This is a genomic window from Bradyrhizobium sp. MV1.5 (assembly GCF_055807615.1).
On the sequence record NZ_JBVVPL010000003.1, the window covers coordinates 94,039 to 114,551 of the forward strand.

A 20,513-nucleotide genomic window follows, 5' to 3' on the forward strand; every position below is an offset into this window, starting at 1 on the left:
CTCCATTAACCAGCCATGGCAGAAGCTCGTTAACCAGTCTGATACATGCGCAAGCAGCCCGCCAAATCTCCCGCAGTTTGCCATTAGGCAAGCTTCGCTTTGATTCTGCTGGTCGAATGTTCGCTTGATGCCTGCGAGCCGCGCATTGCGACGACACACCCGCGCCGTAAGGCTTAACCGAATGGCGACATTTGGAGCCAAGGTTCCATGCGCTGGCAGGGCGTGAAGTCTCGCGGTCCCGCACCGCCAGCATTTTTCATTGAAGGCGTTTGGCACCATGGCATTTAAATTGGCTGAGAAGTCTCTGAGCGTCTCGATCAAGAACTCACTGCTGACCTCCGTCTTTCTCCTCCTGCTGATTCTCGGCGGCGTTTCGGCGATGACCAAGATGCGGCTCACCGCGCTCCAGGATACGATCGAGGCTGTCGGCCGCGATCGGCTGCCAAAGCTGCGTGCGTTGGGCGAGATCAACCTCCTGGTCGCCCGCGTCCGCTCGGCCTCCTACCGCATTGCTCTGACCGCGACCCCCGAGCAGCGCGCGGATGTCGAGAGGGCCTTCAATGCCCGCATCGCGACACTCGACCAGCGGATCGCGGCGCTCAAGGCGACACTGAAGGATGGCAGCGCGCTCAAGCTGATCTTTGAGCAGTTCGCCAACAAGTGGACGCAGTATGGCAAGTACCAAGCGCTGATCCTCGATCCCGAACTCGCAAAGGACCGCCTACGCTACTCCGAAATCGTGAACGTCGAGACCGAGGCGCACTTCCAGGGCGTGGTCGACCTCATCAACGACGGTATCAAGCTTGCCAACCAGGAGGCCGACGCTGCGATCGACGAGGCGATCGCAGAGAGCAAGTTCGATTCACTGATCCTTTGGGCCGTTAACGGCGTGTCCGTCCTGATCGGCCTTGCAACGCTGATATTCGTGATCCGCGACGTCTCCACGCCCATTCACCGCATCACCTCCAGCATGGAGCTGATAGCGAAAGGGCATCTTGATGCCGACATTCCGTATGCCGACCGCAGCAACGAGCTGGGCCTGATGGCCCGCGCGCTGACCGTGTTCAAGAAGAGCTTGGTGGAGAACGATCGCCTCAACGCGGCCACCCGCACCCTCTCGGAGCTCAGCGAATGGCTGCAATCGGCCAAGTCGGAAACCGAGCTCTACGACATGATCTCATCGGTGCTCGGCCGCCTGATGCCGGAATGCAAGGGCAGCCTCTTCATCTATGCCAATTCGCGCGACGTGCTGGAGGTGGCGACGGAGTGGAACGGCAAGTCGCACACGGCGAGCATCCATCCCGAGGATTGCTGGAGCCTGCGTCGTGGTCATGCCTATGTGCACGGCACCAGCGAGATCGAGTTTCACTGCGATCACGTCCATGACGGGGTCAACGACAACTATTGCTGCATTCCGATCGTTGCCCATGGCGATACTGTCGGCCTGCTGCACCTCGAATATACGTTCGACCGGTCGGAGACGGCCGAGGAAGCCAAGGCGCGCTTTGCCGATCGGGCGCGGCTGGGGCATGCCTGCGCCGAACATCTGTCGATTGCCATCGCCAACATGAAACTGCGCGAGGGCTTGCGCGACCAATCGGTGCGCGATGTGCTCACGGGACTGAACAATCGCCGTTACTTGCTGGAGATGGCACGTCGGGAGTTGCTGCGTGCCGAGCGCCACAAGACCCCGTTGAGCGTCCTCACCATCGACGTCGACCACTTCAAAAGCTTCAACGACAATCACGGCCACGATGCCGGCGACGCCGTGCTGCGTCATGTCGGCGAGATATTACGGACTCTCTTTGCCGACGATGCCGTGCCATGTCGCTTCGGCGGCGAGGAGTTCGTCGTCTTGCTGCCGAACACGGACATGGACGAAGCGGTGGCGCGCGCAGAAGCGTTGCGCGGCAAAATCGAGGCTCTCACCATCCGCTATGCCGAGGGGCATCTGCCGCGTGTCACGATCTCGGCCGGCGTCGCCAGCTTCCCGGAGGCAGGCGGCAATTTTACCGAACTGTTGCGTGTCGCCGACGATGCACTCTATCGCGCCAAGCAGAATGGCCGCAACCGCGTGGAAGGGCCTGACCACGCGCTGCCCGATGCCGACCGGATCGGCGACGAAGCCGTCGCTGCACTCGCAACGGTGCGTTCAGTCAAAAGCGAGAGCAAGGCCGCGTAGGCGCTTCGCTCATTCGACCGGTCAAGGCCGCGCCCTGTGGCAAGAGAACAGCGGGCGGCCTCTCACCGGATGGCGGCGCTAGGAGGGCTCAGCCCGCGGCGGCGGATATCGCCGGGCCAGCGCCGACAACGGCAAGTGTCGCTCGCCCTCCGGCAGCTCCAGATAGGCGAGCACGAGCGGCCGTTTCCAGTCACCGACGCCGAAATCCATCGTCATCCATTTCTGCGGTTCGGGGCCTTCAAGACCGCGCACCCAGACGAAATAGCGGGGGAGATCGTCGGCTTCCGTTTCCGTCGCGCGTCTCCTGGCCATCAAAGTTGCTCGCTGCATCAACATACGTTGCCGCACGATATAGGGACTGGCTCCGCGAAGTCGAACCCGTCGGAAGGTCATACCGGGAAGCACGCGGCCCTCTCCTGGCGAAGTGTCCGGGAATGCGGATGCGAGCCGTACGGCCGCCCGCTCTCGTCACTGCCAGAGTTCGCAGGTCGCAACCCGGTTGATGTCGGCGAGCCGCCGGCTGGTGTCGCCCTCGAGGTCGAGGCTTGCGACCAGCGTCAGCAGGCGATGATAGGCACTGTCAGCGACTTCGACGGGCAGCGGGGCCTCGTCGAAGGTCTCGACATAGCTGCCGACGAGACCGCTCAACAGACGGCACAGGCCGCGCTGTTCGGGGGCGTCGCGGCCGAGCGTCTCAAGCTTTTGCTGAAAGATCCGGAAAGTCCGCAGGCCGTGGTGCTGTTGCGAAAGCCACGTGTGCAGGTCGTTCATATGAGCTCCTTCGAATTGCGGAAGAAGCTACCGGTTTATACAGGTGGGATGTGACGATTGCTAGGGAGGGGGAGGTAGTCCGTCTTCGCCAAGAGGCTTCGCCGGACACGCTTCACCCTTTCGGGCTTGGCGCGGGCTGCGCCACGCCGAAGCCCGAAAGGGCGAAGCGTGGTGCCCCTGGCCGGAATCGAACCAGCACTCCTTGCGGAACTCGATTTTGAGTCGAGCGCGTCTACCAGTTCCGCCACAGGGGCCTTCGGTCAGCCCCAAACAGGGCGTCGCGAAGCCGGCGGACTATAGCCATGGACCGGACGGGGTCAACCCGCGCCAAAGTGATCCCGGCCGTTCTCGACAGCCGCATGGGGCGGGGCTAGAGGCTTAGTCCGCATCCATCCGGAAGAGGCCGCCGTGACCAGTCAGAGTGCCGCAATACCTGCATTCAAACCGGCGGCCACGAGCCCCGCGCTGGTCGCTTCGCTCGCGGTCACGCTGATTGCAGCCGCGACCATCGCAGGCGCCTGGTTCTTCCAGCTGGTGCTCGGGATCGTGCCCTGTCCGCTCTGCCTGGAGCAGCGCTACGCCTATTACCTCGCGATCCCGCTCGGCCTGCTCATCGCACTCGCGGCGCGGGGCGGGGCGCCGAGGCCGCTGCTGCTCGCGGGCCTTGCGATCCTTGCGCTGGCAAGCCTCGCCAATGCCGGGCTCGGCACCTACCACGCCGGCGTCGAATGGGGCTTTTGGAAGGGACCGACCGACTGCTCCGGTCCCGTCGTCAATCTCGGCAGCGCCACCGACCTGCTGTCGCGGCTCGACACCGTGAAGGTGGTCCGCTGCGACGAGGTGCAGTGGCGCTTCCTCGGCCTCTCGCTTGCCGGCTACAATTTGCTGATCTCGCTGTTGATGGCTGCGATCGCCGCGTGGGGATTCGTTGCGACGGCGAAGCGCTGAGGCTCAATCATCCACATCGTCCTGCGTCCGGCCGAACAGGTGCACGATGCCCGGCGTCGCGATCGTCACGAAGACGAAACGCGAGAGGTGATGTGCGCCGACGAAGATCGGGTCGATGTGCAGCGTCAGGGCCAGCGCCAGCATGGCGTCCATCGCGCCTGGTGCGTAGGCGACCACGACGTCAGAGAATTTCACCTGCGTGGTGAGCGCCACGATGCCGACGAAGATCGCGGAGACGGCGATGGCGACGGCAAACGAGCCCAGCGCCGCGTTGATGTGGCCGGCGAGCGTTTTGATCCGCATCCGCGCGAAGCGGCTGCCGATCAGGGCACCGATGCCGACCAGCGCCACGCCGCGTACCCAGTCCGGCAGGCCGCCCTCGACCCAGCCTGCGCCATGCAGCACGCTTGAGCCGATCATCGCGCCGAACATCCAGCTCGCCGGAAACTTTATCAGCCGCAGGACGAGTGCCGCGGCCAGCGATGCCGCGACCAGCTCGACGAGGTCGAGCGGCGAGGCGATCGTCGTCGTCAGCGATGGCGCGACGGAGGGCGCGACGCCGGCGAACGCCAGCACCATCGGCAGTGCCGCGGTGAGGATGATGACGCGCATGGTCTGCACCACCGCGATGCCCGGCAGGTCGGCGCCGCGCTCGACCGCCAAAATCGTGATCTGCGACAGCGCGCCGGGGCTGCCGGCGAGGAAGGCCGAGGTGCGGTCCCAGCCGTGGATGCGCTGGAGATAATAGCTGGAGCCGAAGGTCGAGCAGAAGGTCGCGAGCGCGAGCAGCCCGATGGTGAGCGGATAGGCACTGACCTGTTGAAGCAGGTGGCGCGAGACGACTGATCCTAGCGAAATGCCAAGCAGCACCAGCACGGTCTGGGTCAGGATCGGCGGCAGCGTCAGCTGCCGACCAGCGATCGCGGCGATCCCGACCGCGATCATGGAGCCCGAGATCAATCCCCCCGGAAGGCCCGCGAGCAGAAACACGAGGCCCCCGGCGGTGCCGATGACGAGCGTTTCCGCCGTGCTCAAGATCTTGGCACGGCTCGGCCATCCGAACGGCAGGGAGGCGGTGATTTGCTTCACGCCACCTTATCGCAAATCGGTGAGAGGCGCACAATTGCGGCCGCGTCATGCCGCAATGCGCGCGCCTCTCGCCGAAGCCGCGAGCAGGGGGGGAAGGACTTACTTCTTGTCCGCAGCCGGCGCGGCCATGCCGGCCTTGGCGGTCTTGATGCATTCGGAGCGGAATTTCTTGCGCTCCTTGCCGTGCAGGCCCTTGGCGTCGGCCTGCTTGGAGCATTCGAGCGACTCGGCCGAGTGCTCCTTCGGTGCCTTCTTGTCCATGGGGGCGGCGGTTGTGGTCTTGGTGTCGGTCTTGGCTGCCGGCGCGGCGGTCTGCGCGAAGGCAGTGCCGGTGGCGAGCAGGGAGGCGAGCGCGACGACGGCGAGGCGAGATGTGAAGGTCATGATGCTGCACTCTTCTTGCGGGAATTGCGAAGGGCGCGAAAGTCGGCTGGCCTTGCTGAACGCGACATGAATAATTCGAATGTGGAGGCTCACTATATTTTGGCGGCAGCAGCCATCGCTTCCTTGTCGCGAGCGGGCGGCACGCTAGGATAGCAATCCTCGGTTCACTTCCCTCGGGGGAAGATCAAGGAGGAGACCAAGGATGACCATTCAATCAAAGTTGCTGTGTGCAGCTGCGCTGTCGGGCTTTGCCGCGCTGGTGGCAAGTGCGCCGGCGCAGGCGCTGACCTCGCAGGAGTGCAGCGCGAAATACCAGGCCGCCAAGAAGGACGGGTCGCTCGGCACCACGAAGTGGAATGACTTCCGCAAGGCCCAGTGCGGCGCGGACGCGACGCCAGCGGCTGCACCGACCGCGGCCGCTCCTGCTGCGCCCGCCGCTCCCGCCGAGCCGAAGCAGGCGAAGAAGGAGGCCGCCCCGGCTGCTGCGCCGACCCTGCCGGCCGGCCCCGCGATCTATCCGAACGCGGTCGATCCGAAATACGCCAAGGAGACCCCCGGCAAGGGGCGCCTGCACACCTGCGTCGACCAGTACAACGCCAACAAGACCACCAACGGCAATGGCGGCATGAAGTGGATCGAGAAGGGCGGCGGCTATTACAGCGAATGCAACAAGAAGCTGAAGGGCGCAGCCTGACGCTTCAAGACGACGCAGAGGCCGGAGCCAAGCTCCGGCCTCTTGCTTTAATCCAGTAGCTTCTCGGCCGATTTCGCCACGAGCTGCGATCGCTTGCGCGGGCCGCGCTCGACGAACAGCAGGCTCTGGCCGAAGATGAAGCAGTAGAACAGGAAGGCCTGCGCTTCGGCTGCCTCGGTATCGAGGCCGGTCGCGCGATAGAGTTCGGCGACGTGCTTCAGCCGCGCCGCGTCCACGTTCGCCACCGCTGCCGCGGCGCCCTCGTCCGAGCGGGCCCATTGCCGGATCGCAAGCTCGATTGCCATCCCGTCCGGATTGAGCCGCTCGGAATAGAGCTGGATTACCGCCCGCAGCCGTTCACGGGGCTCCTGGCCATCAAGGCTCGTCTGCTGCGCGATCGCCGTTGAGCGCCCCTCGCGCCAGCGTTCCAACATGGCACCGAGCAGCGCGGCACGGTCGGCAAAGCGGCGGTAGAAGCCGCCCTTGGTGACGCCCAGATTCTTGGCGAGCACCTCGACCCGCACCCCCTCGACACCCGATCGGGCGAGCTCGGTGAGCCCTGCCTCGACCCAGACATCGCCTTTGCCGTCACTCATGCAGGCAGCCTCGCCGATTCTTGATACGGTGCCGTATTGCTAGCGCGGGAGGAGGTTGATACGCTACCGTATCAACAATCAAAGGCAGAAAAGGCCAGGGAGAATTGCGATGGAGCAGGAGGCGACCTATCGCGGCACGGTCTATCCGTGGCAGTGCGATCACGTCGGCCACATGAACATCATGTGGTATGTCGGCAAATTCGACGAGGCCAACTGGAATATGTTTGCCCGCCTCGGGCTGACGCCGAGCTATCTGCGCGGCTCCGGCCGCGGCATGGCCGCCGTGCAGCAGAACATCACCTACAAGCGCGAGCTGCTCGCCGGCGACATCGTCGAGATCCGCAGTCGCCTGCTCGAGATCCGCGACAAATCGATCCGCTTCCGGCACGACATGACCAATGCCGAGACCGGCGACATCGCCGCGTTCTGCGAGATCACGGGCGTGCACATGGACCGTAGCCAGCGCAAATCGGTGCCGTTCACGGATGCCATCCGCGAGATCGCCTTGAGGCATCTCACCGAGCCGGCGGAGGCCTGAGCCATGGCCGCATACGAGCCGCTTCGCACGAGCCGCGCATGACCGCTGCATAGCGGCGATTGACAAGACTGCCGGGGCATCCCTTGATACTCCGGTCATGCTTGCAAGCCTTGGTCTCATCCTGCTCTGCCAGTTGATCGGCGAAGCCGTCGTGCGCGGCCTCGGCCTCCCGATGCCGGGCCCGGTACTCGGCCTCTTGCTGCTCCTCATCCTGCTGCTCGCGCGCGACCGCTTTGCGCTTCTCGCGCGCGGGCCGCTGGGCGATGATGGCGTCGAGAGGGCCGGCAAGGGTCTGCTGGCGCATCTGTCGCTGCTGTTCGTGCCGGCCGGGGTCGGCGTCGTGCAGAAACTCGATCTGCTCGCGTCCCACGGCATCGCTATCATCCTCGTGCTCGCGCTGTCGGTGGTCGTCACGCTGCTCGCGACCGTACTCACCTTCCGCCTCGCCAGCCGGCTGTTGAGGCAATAGGACGCGCCGTGAAGGACAATCCGTTCTCGCTCTGGGTCTACCTCTCGCAGTCGCCGCTGCTTTGGTTGACCGTGACGCTGCTGGTCTATGCCGGCACGGACGCGGTGTCGCTGGCGACGCGGCGTCATCCGCTCGCCAACCCCGTGCTGCATGCGATGTGGATCGTCGGCGCGTTCCTGCTGTTGACCGGCACCTCCTACACGACCTATTTCGCCGGCGCGCAGTTCGTGCACTTCCTTTTGGGGCCCGCGACGGTCGCGCTGGCTGTTCCCCTCTACGAGAACCGCAAGCGCGTCGTCGCCTCGATCGTGCCGATGCTGGTGGCGCTGGTCGCGGGATCGGTCACCGCCGTGGTGTCCGTGGTGTTGCTGGCCGAGTTCGCCGGTCTGCCGCGCGACGTGGTTTTGTCGCTCGCACCGAAATCCGTCACGGCCGGCGTTGCCATGGGCATCGCCGAAACCCTGCACGCCGATCCCTCGCTGGCTGCGGTTGCCGTCATCCTCACGGGCATCATGGGAGCGATCATCGTGACGCCGCTGATGAACCGCACCGGCATTACCGACTTCCGCGCCCGCGGCTTTGCGGCCGGCCTTGCCGCGCACGGAATCGGTACCGCGCGTGCGTTCCAGGTCGACGAGATCGCCGGCGTCTTCTCCGGCATCGCCATGAGCCTGAACGCTTTGGTGACCTCCTTCCTGGTACCTTTGGCGATCACGCTGTTGGTGCGATGACATCGGCGCCGCGACACTCTATATGACCTGTAACAATTCCCGGTCTCGAACCGTATCGACGGAGATGGGACCGAAACAGGACGAGATATGGCTGGATTCAGGAACAAAGGCCTTGTGCCGACGCGGCGCGCGGCGCTGACGCTGATCGGGGTGGGTGCCCTTGTCGCGGGTGGGATCACCTCGGCGCGCGCGGCGACCGACGAAGACGAGGTGCTGACCGAAGCCAAGGTGCTGCGCGATCCCGACGTTCCCGTGGCCGGTAATCCCGACGGAAATATTAGCATTATCGAATGGTCCGACTACAACTGCCCCTATTGCCGCAAGCTCGAGCCCGAGTTGCGTCAGGTCATCCAGGACGACGGCAAGGTCAGGCTGGTGATGAAGGACTGGCCGATTCTCGGTCCGGTTTCGGTCACGGCGGCGCGGACCGCGCTCGCGGCGAAATTCCAGGACAAGTACCACCAGGCCCACGACGCCATGATGGGCGTCAGCTCGCGCCTGACCGAGCCGCGCATCAACGAGTTGCTCGCGGCCGCCGGCGTCGACATGGATCGGTTGAAGCGCGATCTCGCCGATCACGCCAAGGACATCGACGCCGTGCTCAAGCGCAACAACGAGCAGGCCGAAGCCTTCGGTTTCCGCGGCACGCCGTCCTTCATCGTCGGCAAGTACCGCGTGCCGGGCGTTCTCAGCATGAACGAGTTCGAGCAGGTCATCGCCGACGCCCGCAAGGCGAAAATGAACTAAGGCGAGCTGTAATTCACAGCGCAACACAAAGGCGCCGCCGCGGACCCGCGACGGCGCCTCATTCAATATGCCACGTCGTTACTTCGAGGAGATGCGGACCCAGTCCTTGTGCGCGCGATCACGCAGCGCGTCCCAATCGGCTTTGGCGACATCCCAGTTTACGATGGTGCGATTGGTCGTCGCGACCTCGCCATTGGCGACCGACGACGTCTGCATGGAGTCATAGACGTACACGCCGCAGCCGAGCAGCAACGCGCCCAAAATCATTCCAAGAAACATCCGCATGGCGAAACCTCCGATGACGGGCGATAACGTCGACCCGGAGTGATTGTTCCGCGACAGTGCGGCGCAGGTAAGGACGATCCGTTCACGCTTCATTCAGCCACTGCACCAGCTCCGCGTTGATCTCGCGAGGATAGGTGTGGCTGAGGTCGTCGATCTCGCGATAGGTGACATTCGCGCCGGCGGCGGCGAGGGCCGCCTGTGTCTGCCGCGCGGTCTGCACCGGAAACATCCAGTCGAGCTTGCCGTGCGTGATGAAGATCGGAAGGCGCTGCAGGCGCGTGGCGTCAGCCATCTCTGCCATCAGGGGATGGAAGGTTGCCGACACCGGCGCGAGATGCGTGAAGGGCGAGGCGCCGTCGAGCCCGGTGACGTAGCAGAAGGTGCCGCCGTCGCTCATGCCTGTCAGCAGCATGCGCGAGGCGTCGATGGTCCAGCGGCTGCGCACGGTTTCGAGAATGCGGATGAGGTTGGGCGTGTCGGAATCGTCACCCATCAGGGCCCAGGTCGGGCCGGTCGCGGTCGGCGCCACCAGGATTGCACCAAGACTGCGGGCGTCACGCAGCCAGCTCCACAGAAAACCGCGGCCGTTGCCGCTGCCGCCATGCAACGCCATCACCAGCGGCATGGCGCGGTCGGGCCTGTAATATTCGGGCACGTAGACCGAAAAGCCGCCGCGGCTGCCGGGCTCGTTGTGATCGTGGATGATGCCGGTGTGCGCGTCCGCGCTGGCTTCGAGCCGCGACAACAGGTCGGCGTTCTCGCGCATGGCGGCGTTGAGGAAGAAGCTGCTGACCGGCGGAAACTGCACGGCCAGCGGATAGAGTGCCTCCTGCGCGCGCGGCAGATGGCGCAGCGCGCGGAAGACCGCGACGAGGTCGCCATTGCCACGCTCGACCTCGCGCAGGCCGGAAAAGGCGGCGAGCGTCTCGTCGCAGGCACGGTCGAGTCGCTCGCGCAGTCCGGTGAACTGTTCCGGCCATGCTCCGATTGCCGCGCGCGCCGTTTGCAACGCCTCGTCGGGCGCGCCGATCGCGTTCATCACGGAGCCGAAGGCCGGCGGGTGCAGGTTTCGCTGAAAGAAGCCGAGCGCTTCCAGCGCATTGAGCAGCGGCGGCAGCACGGCCACGATGTCGTCAACGACGGCCTCGCTCATCGTCGTTTCCCTGCTTCAGTTCGGCTTGTCAGTGCAGCTTCGGCGCCTTCAAGAGCTTAAAGCGATCGGTCGAGGTCACCGTGACGTCGAAGGTGACACCTTCATGATGTACCGTCAGCGGCACGTCGACGCCGGCGGCGCCGAGGCCCCACAGCTTGTTGTAGAAGCCGGTCTGGCTCGTGACCTTCTCGCCGTCGACCGCGAGGATGACGTCGCCGGTCTTGAGCTCGGCACGGGCGGCGGGACCGTTGGCGGAGATCCCGATCACCACCACGCGGTTGTCGATCTCGGTCGAAAAGAGTCCGAGCCATGGCCGTGCCGGCTTGTTGACGCGGCCGAATTTGCGCAGATCGTCCAGGATCGGTTTCAACAGGTCAATCGGCACGATCATGTTGACGTGCTCGGCCTTGCCGTCGCGCTCGCGTTCGAGCTGGAGCGAGCCGATGCCGATCAACTCGCCGCGCTCATTGAGGAGCGCCGTGCCGCCCCAGTTCGGGTGCGCGGGATGGGTGAAGATGGCCTCGTCCAGCAGATATTCCCAGTAGCCCGCGAATTCCTGCTTGGCCACGATCTGGCTCGCGACCGAGCGCGTGCGTCCGCCGGCGCCGCCGACCACGACGCGGTCGCCGAGCCGGGTCTCGGCCGAGATGCCGAGCGGCAAGGGATCGACGTCGAGCTGGCCGAGCGCCTGCACCAGGCCAAAGCCGGTGACGGCATCGAACCCGAGCACATGTCCCTCCACCACGCGCCCGTCTCCGACATGCAGCCACACGGACTCTGCCTCGGTGATGAGGTAACCGATGGTGAGCACCAGCCCGTTGTCGATCACGACGCCGTTGCCGGCGCGTTCGGTGCCCAGTGTCTCGGCACTGAAAGCGTCCGGCGGGATGATGGCATGCAGGCCGACGACGGAGGCGAGCGCGTGGTCGAGATCGAAACCGTAGTCGCTCGCACGCGGCTGATTGGCCGGCGGCACTCTCCATTCGGTCAGGGCGGGCATGGAGTTCTCCTGGCTGAGTGCATCGCTCCGCCGTGGGTAGCGGAGCGACGCGCGAAGCACGGATAATTTAGGGCGGAGGAGGCCGTCTTGAAAGCCTCGTTCCTAACTATTCCAGAGAACGCCGTGTGAAATCTTTGAAAGGCAGGGGAACGGTTTATGCACGGTCGGTCGGGCGGCCTCCGGCATTGGCCGCATGGCTGCTGTCCGGCGAGGTGCTAGGCGCCGTACAATGAAGCTGCTAACCATTGCCGCTTCGTTTGACCCAGGGATCACGGACCGAAGCATGGACAACCGCAGCGACATCTGGCGTGGCATCGACACGATCAAGGCACGTTTCATCGACCTCAGCGACAAGGTCTGGGGCATGCCCGAAGTCTGCTACACCGAGGCGCGGTCCGCCGCCGAGCATCTTGCCGAGTTGCGTCATCAGGGTTTTCGCATCACCGAGCAGGTCGCGGGCATTCCGACCGCAGTGATGGGCGAATGGGGCGAGGGCGGACCGGTCATTGCCTTCATGGGGGAATATGACGCGCTGCCGGGCCTGAGCCAGGAGGCGGGCGTCGCGGAGCATCGTCCGGTCGAGACCGGCGGCCACGGCCATGGCTGCGGCCACAATCTGCTCGGTTCCGCAGCTCTCCTGGCCGCGACGGCGGTGAAGGACTGGCTTGCCGAGAACAAGGTGCCGGGCCGCGTGCGCTATTACGGCTGCCCCGCCGAGGAAGGCGGCGCGGCAAAAGCCTTCATGGTGCGCTCCGGCGCATTTGAAGACGCCGACATCGCCATCACCTGGCATCCGCACAGCTTCTGGGAAGTCGCGGTGACGCCGTCACTCGCCAACACCCGCGCCGATTTCATCTTCACCGGCCGCACCTCGCATGCGGCAGCCTCGCCGCATCTCGGCCGCTCCGCGCTCGACGCGGTGGAGCTGATGAATGTCGGCGTGAACTATATGCGCGAGCACATGCCGAGCGACGCGCGCGTGCACTACGCGCTGCTCGACACCGGCGGCATCGCCCCGAACGTGGTGCAGGCGCATGCGCGCGTGCGCTATTCGATCCGCGCCCGTGATCTGCCCGGCATGAACGAACTGGTCGGACGCGTGAGCAAGATCGCGGACGGCGCGGCGCTGATGACCGAGACCAAGGTCGAGATGAAGATCATCTCCGCGGTCTCCAACATCCTGCCGAACACGCCACTGGAGCAGGCGCTGCACCGGGTCATGGAAGAGCTCGGACCGCCGCATTTCGACGACGCAGACAAGGGCTTTGCCACGGAGATACGCGCGACGCTGAGCGACAAGGACATCGAGTCGGTCTATTACGCGATCGGCATGGAGCCGACCGAACGGCCGCTGGCCGACTTCCTGGTGCCACTCGATGCCAAGCGCAATCCGCTGGTCGGCTCGACCGACGTCGGCGACGTAAGCTGGGTGGTGCCGACCGTGCAGGTCCACGCACCCACGGTTGCAATCGGCACGCCCTTCCACACCTGGCAGGTGGTCGCGCAGGGCAAGAGCGCGCATGCGCACAAAGCCATGGTGCAGGCCGCCAAGGCGATGGCCGGCATCGGCATCAAGGCGCTGACGGACCCTGAGCTGATCAAGGCTGCCAAGGCTGACCTCGAGAAGCGGACGGCCAAGACGCCTTACGTCTGTCCGCTGCCGGATCACGTCGCGCCGCCGCTCGACATGTCCGTGGCGTAGAATTTCGCCTCGATACTTCGTCTGATGCGGCGATCAAATTTTCTGCAGTGCAGCGCGGAATTCAGCGTGTTTTGATGCTGGATTGCCGAACGGATGGGCTGCGGAATATGGTTTTGCCCAACAGACAGTCAGAAGACCGTTTGCATACACACGGTCGTAGTTGACGCGCACCCCATTCGGTGTGCCATCTACCGCCAGCCAAGCCCGGTGGTCGTCTCGCGCGACCGCCTGCATCCATACGGGAACCAGACGGGGGACAACCATGCTGGATAAAGAACTGCGTTCGATGATCGGTGACGTGAAGGACGGGCGGATGGATCGCCGCGGCTTCATTCAGCGCCTGGCTGCCGTGGGTCTCACCGCGCCTTTGGCCAACCAGATCCTCGCGCTTGGCGGCGTCGCGATGGCCGAGGGCGTCTCGACCTACAAGCCGACCAAGCGCGGCGGTGGTGGTGCGCTCAAGCTGCTGTGGTGGCAGGGGCCGACCCTGCTCAATCCGCATTTTGCCACCGGCACCAAGGACCAGGACGGCGCGCGTCTGTTCTACGAGCCGCTCGCCTGTTGGGATCCCGACGGCAATATGAAGCTGGTCCTGGCTGCCGAAATTCCCTCGATCCAGAACGGCGGCCTCGCCGCCGACGGCAAGTCGGTCACCTGGAAGCTCAAACCCGGCGTCAAATGGCATGACGGCACGCCGTTCACAGCCGACGACGTCGTCTTCAACTGGGAATATGCCAAGGATCCGGCGACCTCCGCGCTGACCATTGCGACGCTCCGCGACATCACGGTCCAGAAGGTGGACGACCTCACGGTCCGCATCCTCTTCAACAAGCCGACGCCGTTCTGGGCCGACGCTTTTGTCGGGGCTCCCAATACCATCATCCCGAAACATCTGTTCAAGGACTATATGGGGTCCAAGTCGCGGGAGGCGCCGACCAACCTCTCGCCGGTCGGCACCGGCCCCTACAAGTTCGTCGAGTTCAAGCCGGGCGATCTCGTCCGCGGGGTGATCAATCCCGATTATCACATGGCGAACCGGCCCTATTTCGATTCGATCGAGATGAAGGGCGGCGGCGACGCCGTCTCTGCCGCGCGCGCGGTGATCCAGACCGGCGAATATGATTTCGGCTGGAACATTCAGGTCGAGGACGACGTGCTGCTGCGCCTGGAGAAGGGCGGCAAGGGAAAGACCGTCTACGCCGTCGGCGGCGACACCGAATTCATCGCGCTGAACTTCACCGATCCCAACACCGAGGTCGATGGCGAGCGCTCCTCGATCAAGACCAAGCACCCGCTGTTTTCCGATCCGGCAGTGCGCAAGGCGCTCTCGCTGCTGATCGATCGCGAGTCGGTCAAGAAGGCGATCTACGGCCGCGCCGGCCGCACCACCGCCAACTTCCTCAACGGACCGGAAAAGTTCGTGTCCAAGAACACCTCGTGGGAGTTCAGCGTCGAGAAGGCTTCGAAGATCCTCGACGATGCCGGCTGGAAGCCGGGCGCCGACGGCATCCGCGAGAAGGATGGCAAGAAGCTGAAGCTCCTCTACCAGACCGCGATCAACGGGCCGCGCCAGAAGACGCAGGCGATCGTCAAGCAGGCCTGCCAGAAGGCGGGCATCGACGTCGAGCTGAAATCGGTCGTCGCCTCCGTGTTCTTCTCCTCCGACGTCGGCAATCCCGACACCTATTCCAAGTTCTACGCCGACATGGAGATGTTCCAGATCCCGCTGAGCCAGCCCGATCCGTCGCAGCACATGCGTCGCTACCTTTCGAACCTCGTCGCGACCAAGGAAAACAAGTGGCAGGGCACCAACTTCCCGCGCTGGGTCAACAAGGAGTACGACGCGACCATCCTTGCCGCGGACGGCGAGATGGATCCGGTCAAGCGCGCGGCGTTCTACATCAAGGCCAATGACCTCATGTACCAGGACATCGTCTTCATCCCGGTGCAGCACCGCCTGAAGGTCGAGGCGGCCGCCAACAATCTGCGTCCGGTCGTTTCCGGCTGGGCCAACGAAACCGACAATTTGTTCGACTGGTACCGCGAAGAATGATGACGCACGCCTAGAGCGGTCCTTCTTCATGAGCCAGTATGTCCTGCGTCGCCTCCTGATCGCGATTCCGAGCCTGCTCGGAATTTCGCTCGTGCTGTTCGTCGTGCTCGCACTCGCCCCGGGCGATCCTTTCTCGGAGCTGGCGACCAATCCGAACGTGCCGCCCGAAGTCGCTCTCGCGCTTCGGGCGAAGTTCGGCCTCGACGATCCGATCTACCTTCGTTACCTGCACTGGCTCAACGCCATGCTGCACGGCGACTGGGGTTTCTCCTTCGTCAGTAGGATGAACGTCGACACGCTCATTCTCCAGCGACTGCCAACGACGCTCTACGTGATCGGCTCGGCGCAGATTCTGGCGCTCCTGATCGCGATCCCGGTCGGGGTCTATGCCGCGACGAAACCTTATTCGCTGTTTGACCAGGTCGCCAACACGCTCGCCTTTGTCGGCTTCTCGCTGCCGACCTTCTTCACCGGCATCCTGTTCATCCTGATCTTCTCGGTCACGCTGGACTGGCTGCCTTTCGTCTACACGACCGACATCAAGGGCACGGGTATTCACTGGGTGCTGGAGATGATCCGGCAGGCGATCATGCCGGTGGCGGTGCTCGGCCTGTTCCAGGCGGCGTCGATGACGCGTTTCGTGCGCTCGGCGATGCTCGACGTGATCCGGCTCGACTACGTCACCACCGCGCGCGCCAAGGGCATCGGCCAGCGGCGTGTGATCATCAAGCACGTGATGCGCAACGCGATGATTCCGGTCGTCACGCTGATTGCGTTGCAAATCCCGGCGGTGTTCGGCGGCGCCATCGTCACCGAGCAGATTTTTCGCATCCCCGGCATCGGCTCGCTGCTGATCTCCTCCATCCTTTCCAACGACACGCCGGTGGTGATGGCCGTCACCTTCGTCTTTGCGTGCCTGGTCGTGCTGTTCAATCTCATCGCGGACGTTCTTTATGGCTGGCTTGACCCTCGCATCTCCCTCCGCTGAGCGGCGCGTCTACTCGCCCTGGCGCGAGACGTGGCGGCGCTATAGCCGGCACAAGCTTGCCGTGGTCAGCGCGTTCCTGCTCCTCGTTCTGATCCTGGCGGTGGTGGTCGGCCCCTTCGTCTGGCGGGTCAAGATCGACGACATCGATATCGTGGCGGGCATGCAGGGGCCGTCGCTGGCCCATCCCTTCGGCACCGACGATCTTGGGCAGGACATCCTCGCCCGCATGATCTATGGCGGGCGCATCTCGCTCGCGGTCGGTCTCGCCGCGATGCTGGTCTCGGTCTTTGTCGGGGTGCTGATCGGCGCGCTCGCCGGCATGTCGCGCGGCGCGCTCGGCCATGGGCTGATGTGGCTCACCGATCTCTTCCTGTCGCTGCCGCAATTGCCCCTGCTGCTGCTGCTGATCTATCTCTTCCGCGACGGGCTGAAGGCCGCTTTCGGCCCCGAGGGCGGCATTTTCATCTTGATCGTGCTCGTGATCGGTGGCTTGCGGTGGATGCCGGTCGCCCGCCTCGTTCGCGCCCAGTTCCTGTCGATCCGCGAGAAGGAATTCGTCGAAGCCGCGCGCGCGCTCGGGGCAAGCCCGGTGCGGCAGGTGGTGCGCCATATCCTGCCCAATGCGCTGGGTCCGGTGATCATCGCCGGCACCATCGACGTCGCCGCAGCCATCATCGCGGAATCGACGCTGTCCTTCCTCGGCCTCGGCTTCCCTCCGGATACGCCGACCTGGGGCAGGCTGCTTTATGACGCGAAAGACTTTCTCGACATCGGCCCGCACTGGGCGCTGTTCCCGGGCGGCGCAATCTTCATCGCGGTGGTCGCCATCAACTTCATCGGCGACGGCTTGCGTGACGCGCTCGATGCGCGCCGGGTGATCTGATGGCGCCGTTGCTCGAGATCAAGGGACTGAAAACCCACTTCTCCACCGACGACGGCATCCTCCAGGCCGTCGATGGTGTCGACATCTCCATCAACCGCGGCGAGACGCTCTGCGTCGTCGGCGAATCCGGTTGCGGCAAGACCGTCACCGCGATGTCGATCCTGAAGCTGATTGCGATGCCGCCGGGCCGCATCGCGGCAGGCGAGATCATTTTCGAAGGCCGCGATCTCGTGCCGCTGACGAGCAGTCAGCTCGACGAGATCCGCGCCAAGGAGATCGGCTTCATCTTCCAGGAGCCAATGACCTCGCTCAATCCGGTGCTCACCATCGGCGAGCAGATCGCCGAAAGCCTGCGCCGCCATGAGAATGTCACCAGGAAACAGGCGCTCGAGCGCACCATCGAGATGCTCAAGCTGGTGCAGATTCCCAACGCCGAAGGCCGCGTGCACAACTATCCCCATCAGTTCTCCGGCGGCATGCGCCAGCGCGTGATGATCGCGATGGCGCTCGCCTGCAAACCGAAGCTGATCATCGCCGACGAGCCCACCACGGCCCTCGACGTCACCATTCAGGCGCAGATCCTCGACCTGCTCCAGGATATGAAGGAACGCTTCGGCATGGCGGTGATGCTGATCACCCATGCCATGGGCGTCGTCGCCGAGACCGCGCAACGCGTCGTCGTGATGTATGCCGGCAAGGTGGTGGAGGAGGCGTCTGTCGACGAGCTCTTCGGCAATCCCGGCCATCCCTATACCCAGGGACTGATCCGCTCGATCCCGCGCATCGATCTTGCCAGCGAGCACAAGGTACGTCTGGAGGCGATCGGCGGCTCGGTGCCGATCCTGATCAATCCGCCGGCCGGCTGCCGCTTCGCTCCGCGCTGCCGCCACGCCATGAGCGTCTGCACCGAGAGGGAGCCGTTGCTGCGCGAGATCGCGCCCGGCCACCGCATGGCCTGTCATCTGGGAGATACGCAGTTGGGAGGCGCAGCATGACCGAGCCTTTGCTCCGCGTCAGCGGCCTGAAGAAATATTTTCCCGTGCACGGCGGGTTGTTGTCGCGCCAGGTCGGCAGCGTTTATGCCGTCGATGGGGTCTCGTTCTCGGTCAACCGCGGCGAAACGCTCGGCCTTGTCGGCGAATCCGGCTGCGGTAAGTCGACGACCGGACGCTGCGTGCTGCGCCTGATCGAGCCGACAGACGGCGAGGTCGTGTTCGATGGCCAGGATGTCCGCCAGCTCGGCGGCAACGATTTGCGCGCGATGCGGCGGAACATGCAGCTGGTGTTCCAGGATCCGTTCGCCTCCCTCAATCCGCGCATGACGGTCGGCGCCATCCTCGGCGAAGCCCTCGTCATCCATAAGCTCGGCTCATCCGCCAAGGAGCGTGAGGATCGCGTCGCGAGCCTGCTGGTGAAGGTCGGGCTCAAGGCCGAGCACATGCGCCGCTATCCGCATGAATTCTCCGGCGGTCAGCGCCAGCGCATCGTGATCGCGCGTGCGCTTGCGGTCGAGCCGAAACTGATCGTCTGCGACGAACCGGTGTCTGCGCTCGACGTCTCGATCCAGGCGCAGGTCATCAACTTGCTGGAAGACCTCCAGGCCGAGCTGAACCTCACCTATCTCTTCGTTGCGCACGATTTGTCGGTGGTCGAGCACATCTCCGACCGCGTCGCGGTGATGTATCTCGGCCGCATCGTCGAGCTCGCCAAGGCCAGCGACCTCTACCGCAATCCGCAGCATCCCTACACGAGGGCGCTGTTATCAGCGGTGCCGGTACCCGATCCCAAGCTCAAGCGCGAGCGCATCCGCCTCAAGGGCGACGTTCCGAGCCCGATGAAGCCGCCGTCGGGCTGCCACTTCCACACCCGCTGTCCTATCGCCCAGCCGCGTTGCGCGGAAAGCGCGCCGGAGCTGAAGGAGGGGGCGGGCGGGCACTTCGTGGCGTGTCATCTCGCCTGACGCCGGGAAAAGCGGAGCGCGCATTCATGCGTGAAGCAGGCCGTGCTCCGAAAGGGCCTGCCTGAAAGCCTCAACCGAGGTATGGTGATGCGCGAACAGACCCGCCTCTCGCGCGCCGGCGACATTGGCCATGAGATCGTCGACGAACAGAACGCTCTCCGGTTTGAAGTCGAGCTCCGATAGACAGAGGCGGAAGCAGCGCGGGTCCGGCTTCGCCGTCTTGAACCGGGCCGAGGCGTAGATTCGCGAGCCGAACAGCGGCGGCAATTCCGGCAGCAGCGCAGCGATATGGTCGGCTACCAGCGTGGTGTTGTTGGTCAGGACGGCAATGTCGACGGTTTGACGCAAGCTGCCGGCAATCTCCAGCATCGCACGATAGGCCTGCATTGAACGGCGTCGCGCCTCAATCCACTCGTCCAGTGACAGCGGATAGCCGATGCGCTCGCCGAAACCCCGCAAATAGTCCGCGGCGTCGAGAGTGCCGGAATCGCCGAGCAGCTCGAAGCCGCTGTCCCAGATCGCCTTGTGGACGGATTCGCTCGTGGTCCCCGCAACCTTCGCCAGCCATGCGACACGCTTTGCCCTGTCGTAGTCGCAGAGGACATTGTCCATGTCGAAGAGGACGAGTTTGATTTGACCAGTCACAGCAGCACTCTCGGATTGGCCGAACATCCGGCCGTGATCCAAGCCATACCGCGCTGGAGCGCAGGCGACAAATCGGGGGCAACGCCGGATTACCGGGACTCGCGAGGCCCGTGTTCGTGGCTGCCTCGCGAACCTCGTCCGCAGCTGCGCCGGCCAGGGCAGCGTCCGCGACGCCTGGTGAGCCGTATCACCCCTCCAGCGTGAAGCCGACGCGCAACGTCACCTGGTAATGGCGAACGGCACCGTTCTCGATATGGCCGCGCGTTTGCACCACCTCGAACCATTTCATCTCGCGAACGGTCTTGGCGGCCCGGCTGACCGCGTTCTTGATCGCGTCCTCGATGGAGGTCTCGGACGATCCGACCAGTTCCAGGATCTTGTAGACGTGATCGTGCTCGGCTGTGGGCATCGCAAGTCTCCCCTCTTGTGCTGTGGCAGTGTGGCGTGTCGCCGACAATCGGCGCCTGTGGAAACGTCTGGCCTCGGCTTTGAACGGGCGCCGGCGCTTCAAGTTCCGTCCTTTGAGATCTGCTAGCTCACCTGGTTCGAGACGCTCCGTCTGCATCGACAGGCATGCTGATCGTTCTCGTGATCAGCGTGGTCTCCGCCGCAATCATCCATGACAAGCCGCTTGGCTCCCGCGAATGAGCGGCGCTGGCACTCACGCTCGGGGGACGCTTGCCTTGCAGCGGGTG

General features: G+C 64.4%; 23 protein-coding genes and 1 tRNA gene. 13 read left to right on the forward strand and 11 right to left on the reverse strand.

Features of this window, described 5'->3' with window-relative positions:
* Positions 1–277: 277 nt before the first annotated feature.
* Positions 278–2,182: a diguanylate cyclase gene (locus tag AC0L2J_RS04065; protein ID WP_473387350.1), complete on the forward strand. Its 1,905-nt coding sequence runs from the start codon at positions 278–280 to the stop codon at positions 2,180–2,182.
* A 78-nt stretch (positions 2,183–2,260) separates the two neighbouring features.
* On the opposite strand, the gene AC0L2J_RS04070 is transcribed toward AC0L2J_RS04065, so the two are convergent.
* The 3 genes from AC0L2J_RS04070 to AC0L2J_RS04080 form a co-directional block, all read right to left on the reverse strand.
* Positions 2,261–2,494, reverse strand: a complete 234-nt coding sequence (locus AC0L2J_RS04070; RefSeq protein ID WP_473387353.1) for a hypothetical protein — start codon at positions 2,492–2,494, stop codon at positions 2,261–2,263.
* Positions 2,495–2,650: 156 nt separating this feature from the next.
* Positions 2,651–2,953, reverse strand: coding sequence for a hypothetical protein (locus tag AC0L2J_RS04075; RefSeq protein ID WP_063994123.1), 303 nt, complete (start codon positions 2,951–2,953; stop codon positions 2,651–2,653).
* A gap of 169 nt (positions 2,954–3,122) precedes the next feature.
* A tRNA-Leu gene (locus tag AC0L2J_RS04080) sits at positions 3,123–3,207 on the reverse strand.
* Positions 3,208–3,361: 154 nt separating this feature from the next.
* Between AC0L2J_RS04080 and AC0L2J_RS04085 the strand changes: the two genes are divergently transcribed.
* A complete protein-coding gene (locus AC0L2J_RS04085) occupies positions 3,362–3,901 on the forward strand; it encodes a disulfide bond formation protein B (protein WP_063994122.1) in 540 nt (179 codons plus the stop codon).
* A 3-nt stretch (positions 3,902–3,904) separates the two neighbouring features.
* On the opposite strand, the gene AC0L2J_RS04090 is transcribed toward AC0L2J_RS04085, so the two are convergent.
* Both AC0L2J_RS04090 and AC0L2J_RS04095 read right to left on the reverse strand, forming a co-directional pair.
* Positions 3,905–4,990, reverse strand: coding sequence for an AbrB family transcriptional regulator (locus tag AC0L2J_RS04090; RefSeq protein ID WP_063994121.1), 1,086 nt, complete (start codon positions 4,988–4,990; stop codon positions 3,905–3,907).
* Positions 4,991–5,089: 99 nt separating this feature from the next.
* A complete protein-coding gene (locus AC0L2J_RS04095; RefSeq protein WP_007597424.1) occupies positions 5,090–5,374 on the reverse strand; it encodes a PsiF family protein in 285 nt (94 codons plus the stop codon).
* A gap of 202 nt (positions 5,375–5,576) precedes the next feature.
* On the opposite strand from AC0L2J_RS04095, the gene AC0L2J_RS04100 reads away from it, so the two are divergent.
* Positions 5,577–6,068 carry a hypothetical protein gene (locus tag AC0L2J_RS04100; protein WP_473387356.1) on the forward strand — a complete coding sequence of 164 codons (492 nt, stop codon included), beginning with the start codon at positions 5,577–5,579 and terminating at the stop codon, positions 6,066–6,068.
* Positions 6,069–6,115: 47 nt separating this feature from the next.
* Here AC0L2J_RS04100 and AC0L2J_RS04105 read toward each other — a convergent pair whose 3' ends face one another.
* A complete protein-coding gene (locus AC0L2J_RS04105) occupies positions 6,116–6,664 on the reverse strand; it encodes a TetR/AcrR family transcriptional regulator (RefSeq protein ID WP_018453212.1) in 549 nt (182 codons plus the stop codon).
* A 109-nt stretch (positions 6,665–6,773) separates the two neighbouring features.
* Between AC0L2J_RS04105 and AC0L2J_RS04110 the strand changes: the two genes are divergently transcribed.
* The 4 genes from AC0L2J_RS04110 to AC0L2J_RS04125 all read left to right on the forward strand — a co-directional run bounded on the left by AC0L2J_RS04110 (position 6,774) and on the right by AC0L2J_RS04125 (position 9,149).
* Complete coding sequence (locus tag AC0L2J_RS04110) at positions 6,774–7,202, forward strand: acyl-CoA thioesterase (protein WP_473387359.1); 429 nt, start codon at positions 6,774–6,776, stop codon at positions 7,200–7,202.
* Positions 7,203–7,299: 97 nt separating this feature from the next.
* On the forward strand, positions 7,300–7,671 hold the full coding sequence (locus AC0L2J_RS04115; RefSeq protein WP_473387361.1) for a CidA/LrgA family protein: 372 nt from the start codon (positions 7,300–7,302) through the stop codon (positions 7,669–7,671).
* A gap of 8 nt (positions 7,672–7,679) precedes the next feature.
* Positions 7,680–8,402, forward strand: coding sequence for an LrgB family protein (locus AC0L2J_RS04120; protein ID WP_007615340.1), 723 nt, complete (start codon positions 7,680–7,682; stop codon positions 8,400–8,402).
* 87 nt (positions 8,403–8,489) lie between these two features.
* A complete protein-coding gene (locus AC0L2J_RS04125; RefSeq protein ID WP_473387362.1) occupies positions 8,490–9,149 on the forward strand; it encodes a DsbA family protein in 660 nt (219 codons plus the stop codon).
* Positions 9,150–9,227: 78 nt separating this feature from the next.
* Here the strand turns inward: AC0L2J_RS04125 and AC0L2J_RS04130 are convergent, their stop codons facing one another.
* The 3 genes from AC0L2J_RS04130 to AC0L2J_RS04140 all read right to left on the reverse strand — a co-directional run bounded on the left by AC0L2J_RS04130 (position 9,228) and on the right by AC0L2J_RS04140 (position 11,587).
* Positions 9,228–9,434 carry a hypothetical protein gene (locus AC0L2J_RS04130; RefSeq protein ID WP_027514183.1) on the reverse strand — a complete coding sequence of 69 codons (207 nt, stop codon included), beginning with the start codon at positions 9,432–9,434 and terminating at the stop codon, positions 9,228–9,230.
* Between the two features lie 82 nt (positions 9,435–9,516).
* Positions 9,517–10,587: a phospholipase gene (locus AC0L2J_RS04135; RefSeq protein WP_473387365.1), complete on the reverse strand. Its 1,071-nt coding sequence runs from the start codon at positions 10,585–10,587 to the stop codon at positions 9,517–9,519.
* Between the two features lie 28 nt (positions 10,588–10,615).
* Positions 10,616–11,587 carry a S1C family serine protease gene (locus AC0L2J_RS04140; RefSeq protein WP_473387366.1) on the reverse strand — a complete coding sequence of 324 codons (972 nt, stop codon included), beginning with the start codon at positions 11,585–11,587 and terminating at the stop codon, positions 10,616–10,618.
* A gap of 283 nt (positions 11,588–11,870) precedes the next feature.
* Here AC0L2J_RS04140 and AC0L2J_RS04145 point away from each other — a divergent pair, with 283 nt between their 5' ends.
* The 6 genes from AC0L2J_RS04145 (at position 11,871) to AC0L2J_RS04170 (ending at position 19,173) form a co-directional block, all read left to right on the forward strand.
* Entirely contained in the window at positions 11,871–13,289 is a 1,419-nt protein-coding gene (locus AC0L2J_RS04145) for a M20 family metallopeptidase (protein ID WP_007615335.1), read from the forward strand.
* Between the two features lie 262 nt (positions 13,290–13,551).
* Complete coding sequence (locus AC0L2J_RS04150; protein WP_007615334.1) at positions 13,552–15,342, forward strand: peptide ABC transporter substrate-binding protein; 1,791 nt, start codon at positions 13,552–13,554, stop codon at positions 15,340–15,342.
* Positions 15,343–15,370: 28 nt separating this feature from the next.
* Entirely contained in the window at positions 15,371–16,330 is a 960-nt protein-coding gene (locus tag AC0L2J_RS04155) for an ABC transporter permease (RefSeq protein ID WP_007597394.1), read from the forward strand.
* Entirely contained in the window at positions 16,296–17,213 is a 918-nt protein-coding gene (locus AC0L2J_RS04160) for an ABC transporter permease (RefSeq protein ID WP_007615333.1), read from the forward strand. Before AC0L2J_RS04155 ends, AC0L2J_RS04160 begins: the two co-directional genes overlap by 35 nt.
* Positions 17,213–18,208, forward strand: a complete 996-nt coding sequence (locus AC0L2J_RS04165) for an ABC transporter ATP-binding protein (RefSeq protein ID WP_473387370.1) — start codon at positions 17,213–17,215, stop codon at positions 18,206–18,208. Before AC0L2J_RS04160 ends, AC0L2J_RS04165 begins: the two co-directional genes overlap by 1 nt.
* On the forward strand, positions 18,205–19,173 hold the full coding sequence (locus tag AC0L2J_RS04170) for an ABC transporter ATP-binding protein (RefSeq protein WP_007597389.1): 969 nt from the start codon (positions 18,205–18,207) through the stop codon (positions 19,171–19,173). The genes AC0L2J_RS04165 and AC0L2J_RS04170 overlap by 4 nt, the downstream gene beginning before the upstream one ends.
* A gap of 24 nt (positions 19,174–19,197) precedes the next feature.
* Here AC0L2J_RS04170 and AC0L2J_RS04175 read toward each other — a convergent pair whose 3' ends face one another.
* Together AC0L2J_RS04175 and AC0L2J_RS04180 are read right to left on the reverse strand one after the other, a co-directional pair.
* Complete coding sequence (locus AC0L2J_RS04175) at positions 19,198–19,845, reverse strand: HAD family hydrolase (protein WP_473387372.1); 648 nt, start codon at positions 19,843–19,845, stop codon at positions 19,198–19,200.
* Positions 19,846–20,005: 160 nt separating this feature from the next.
* Positions 20,006–20,227 carry a dodecin gene (locus tag AC0L2J_RS04180; protein WP_473387376.1) on the reverse strand — a complete coding sequence of 74 codons (222 nt, stop codon included), beginning with the start codon at positions 20,225–20,227 and terminating at the stop codon, positions 20,006–20,008.
* Positions 20,228–20,513 lie beyond the last annotated feature (286 nt).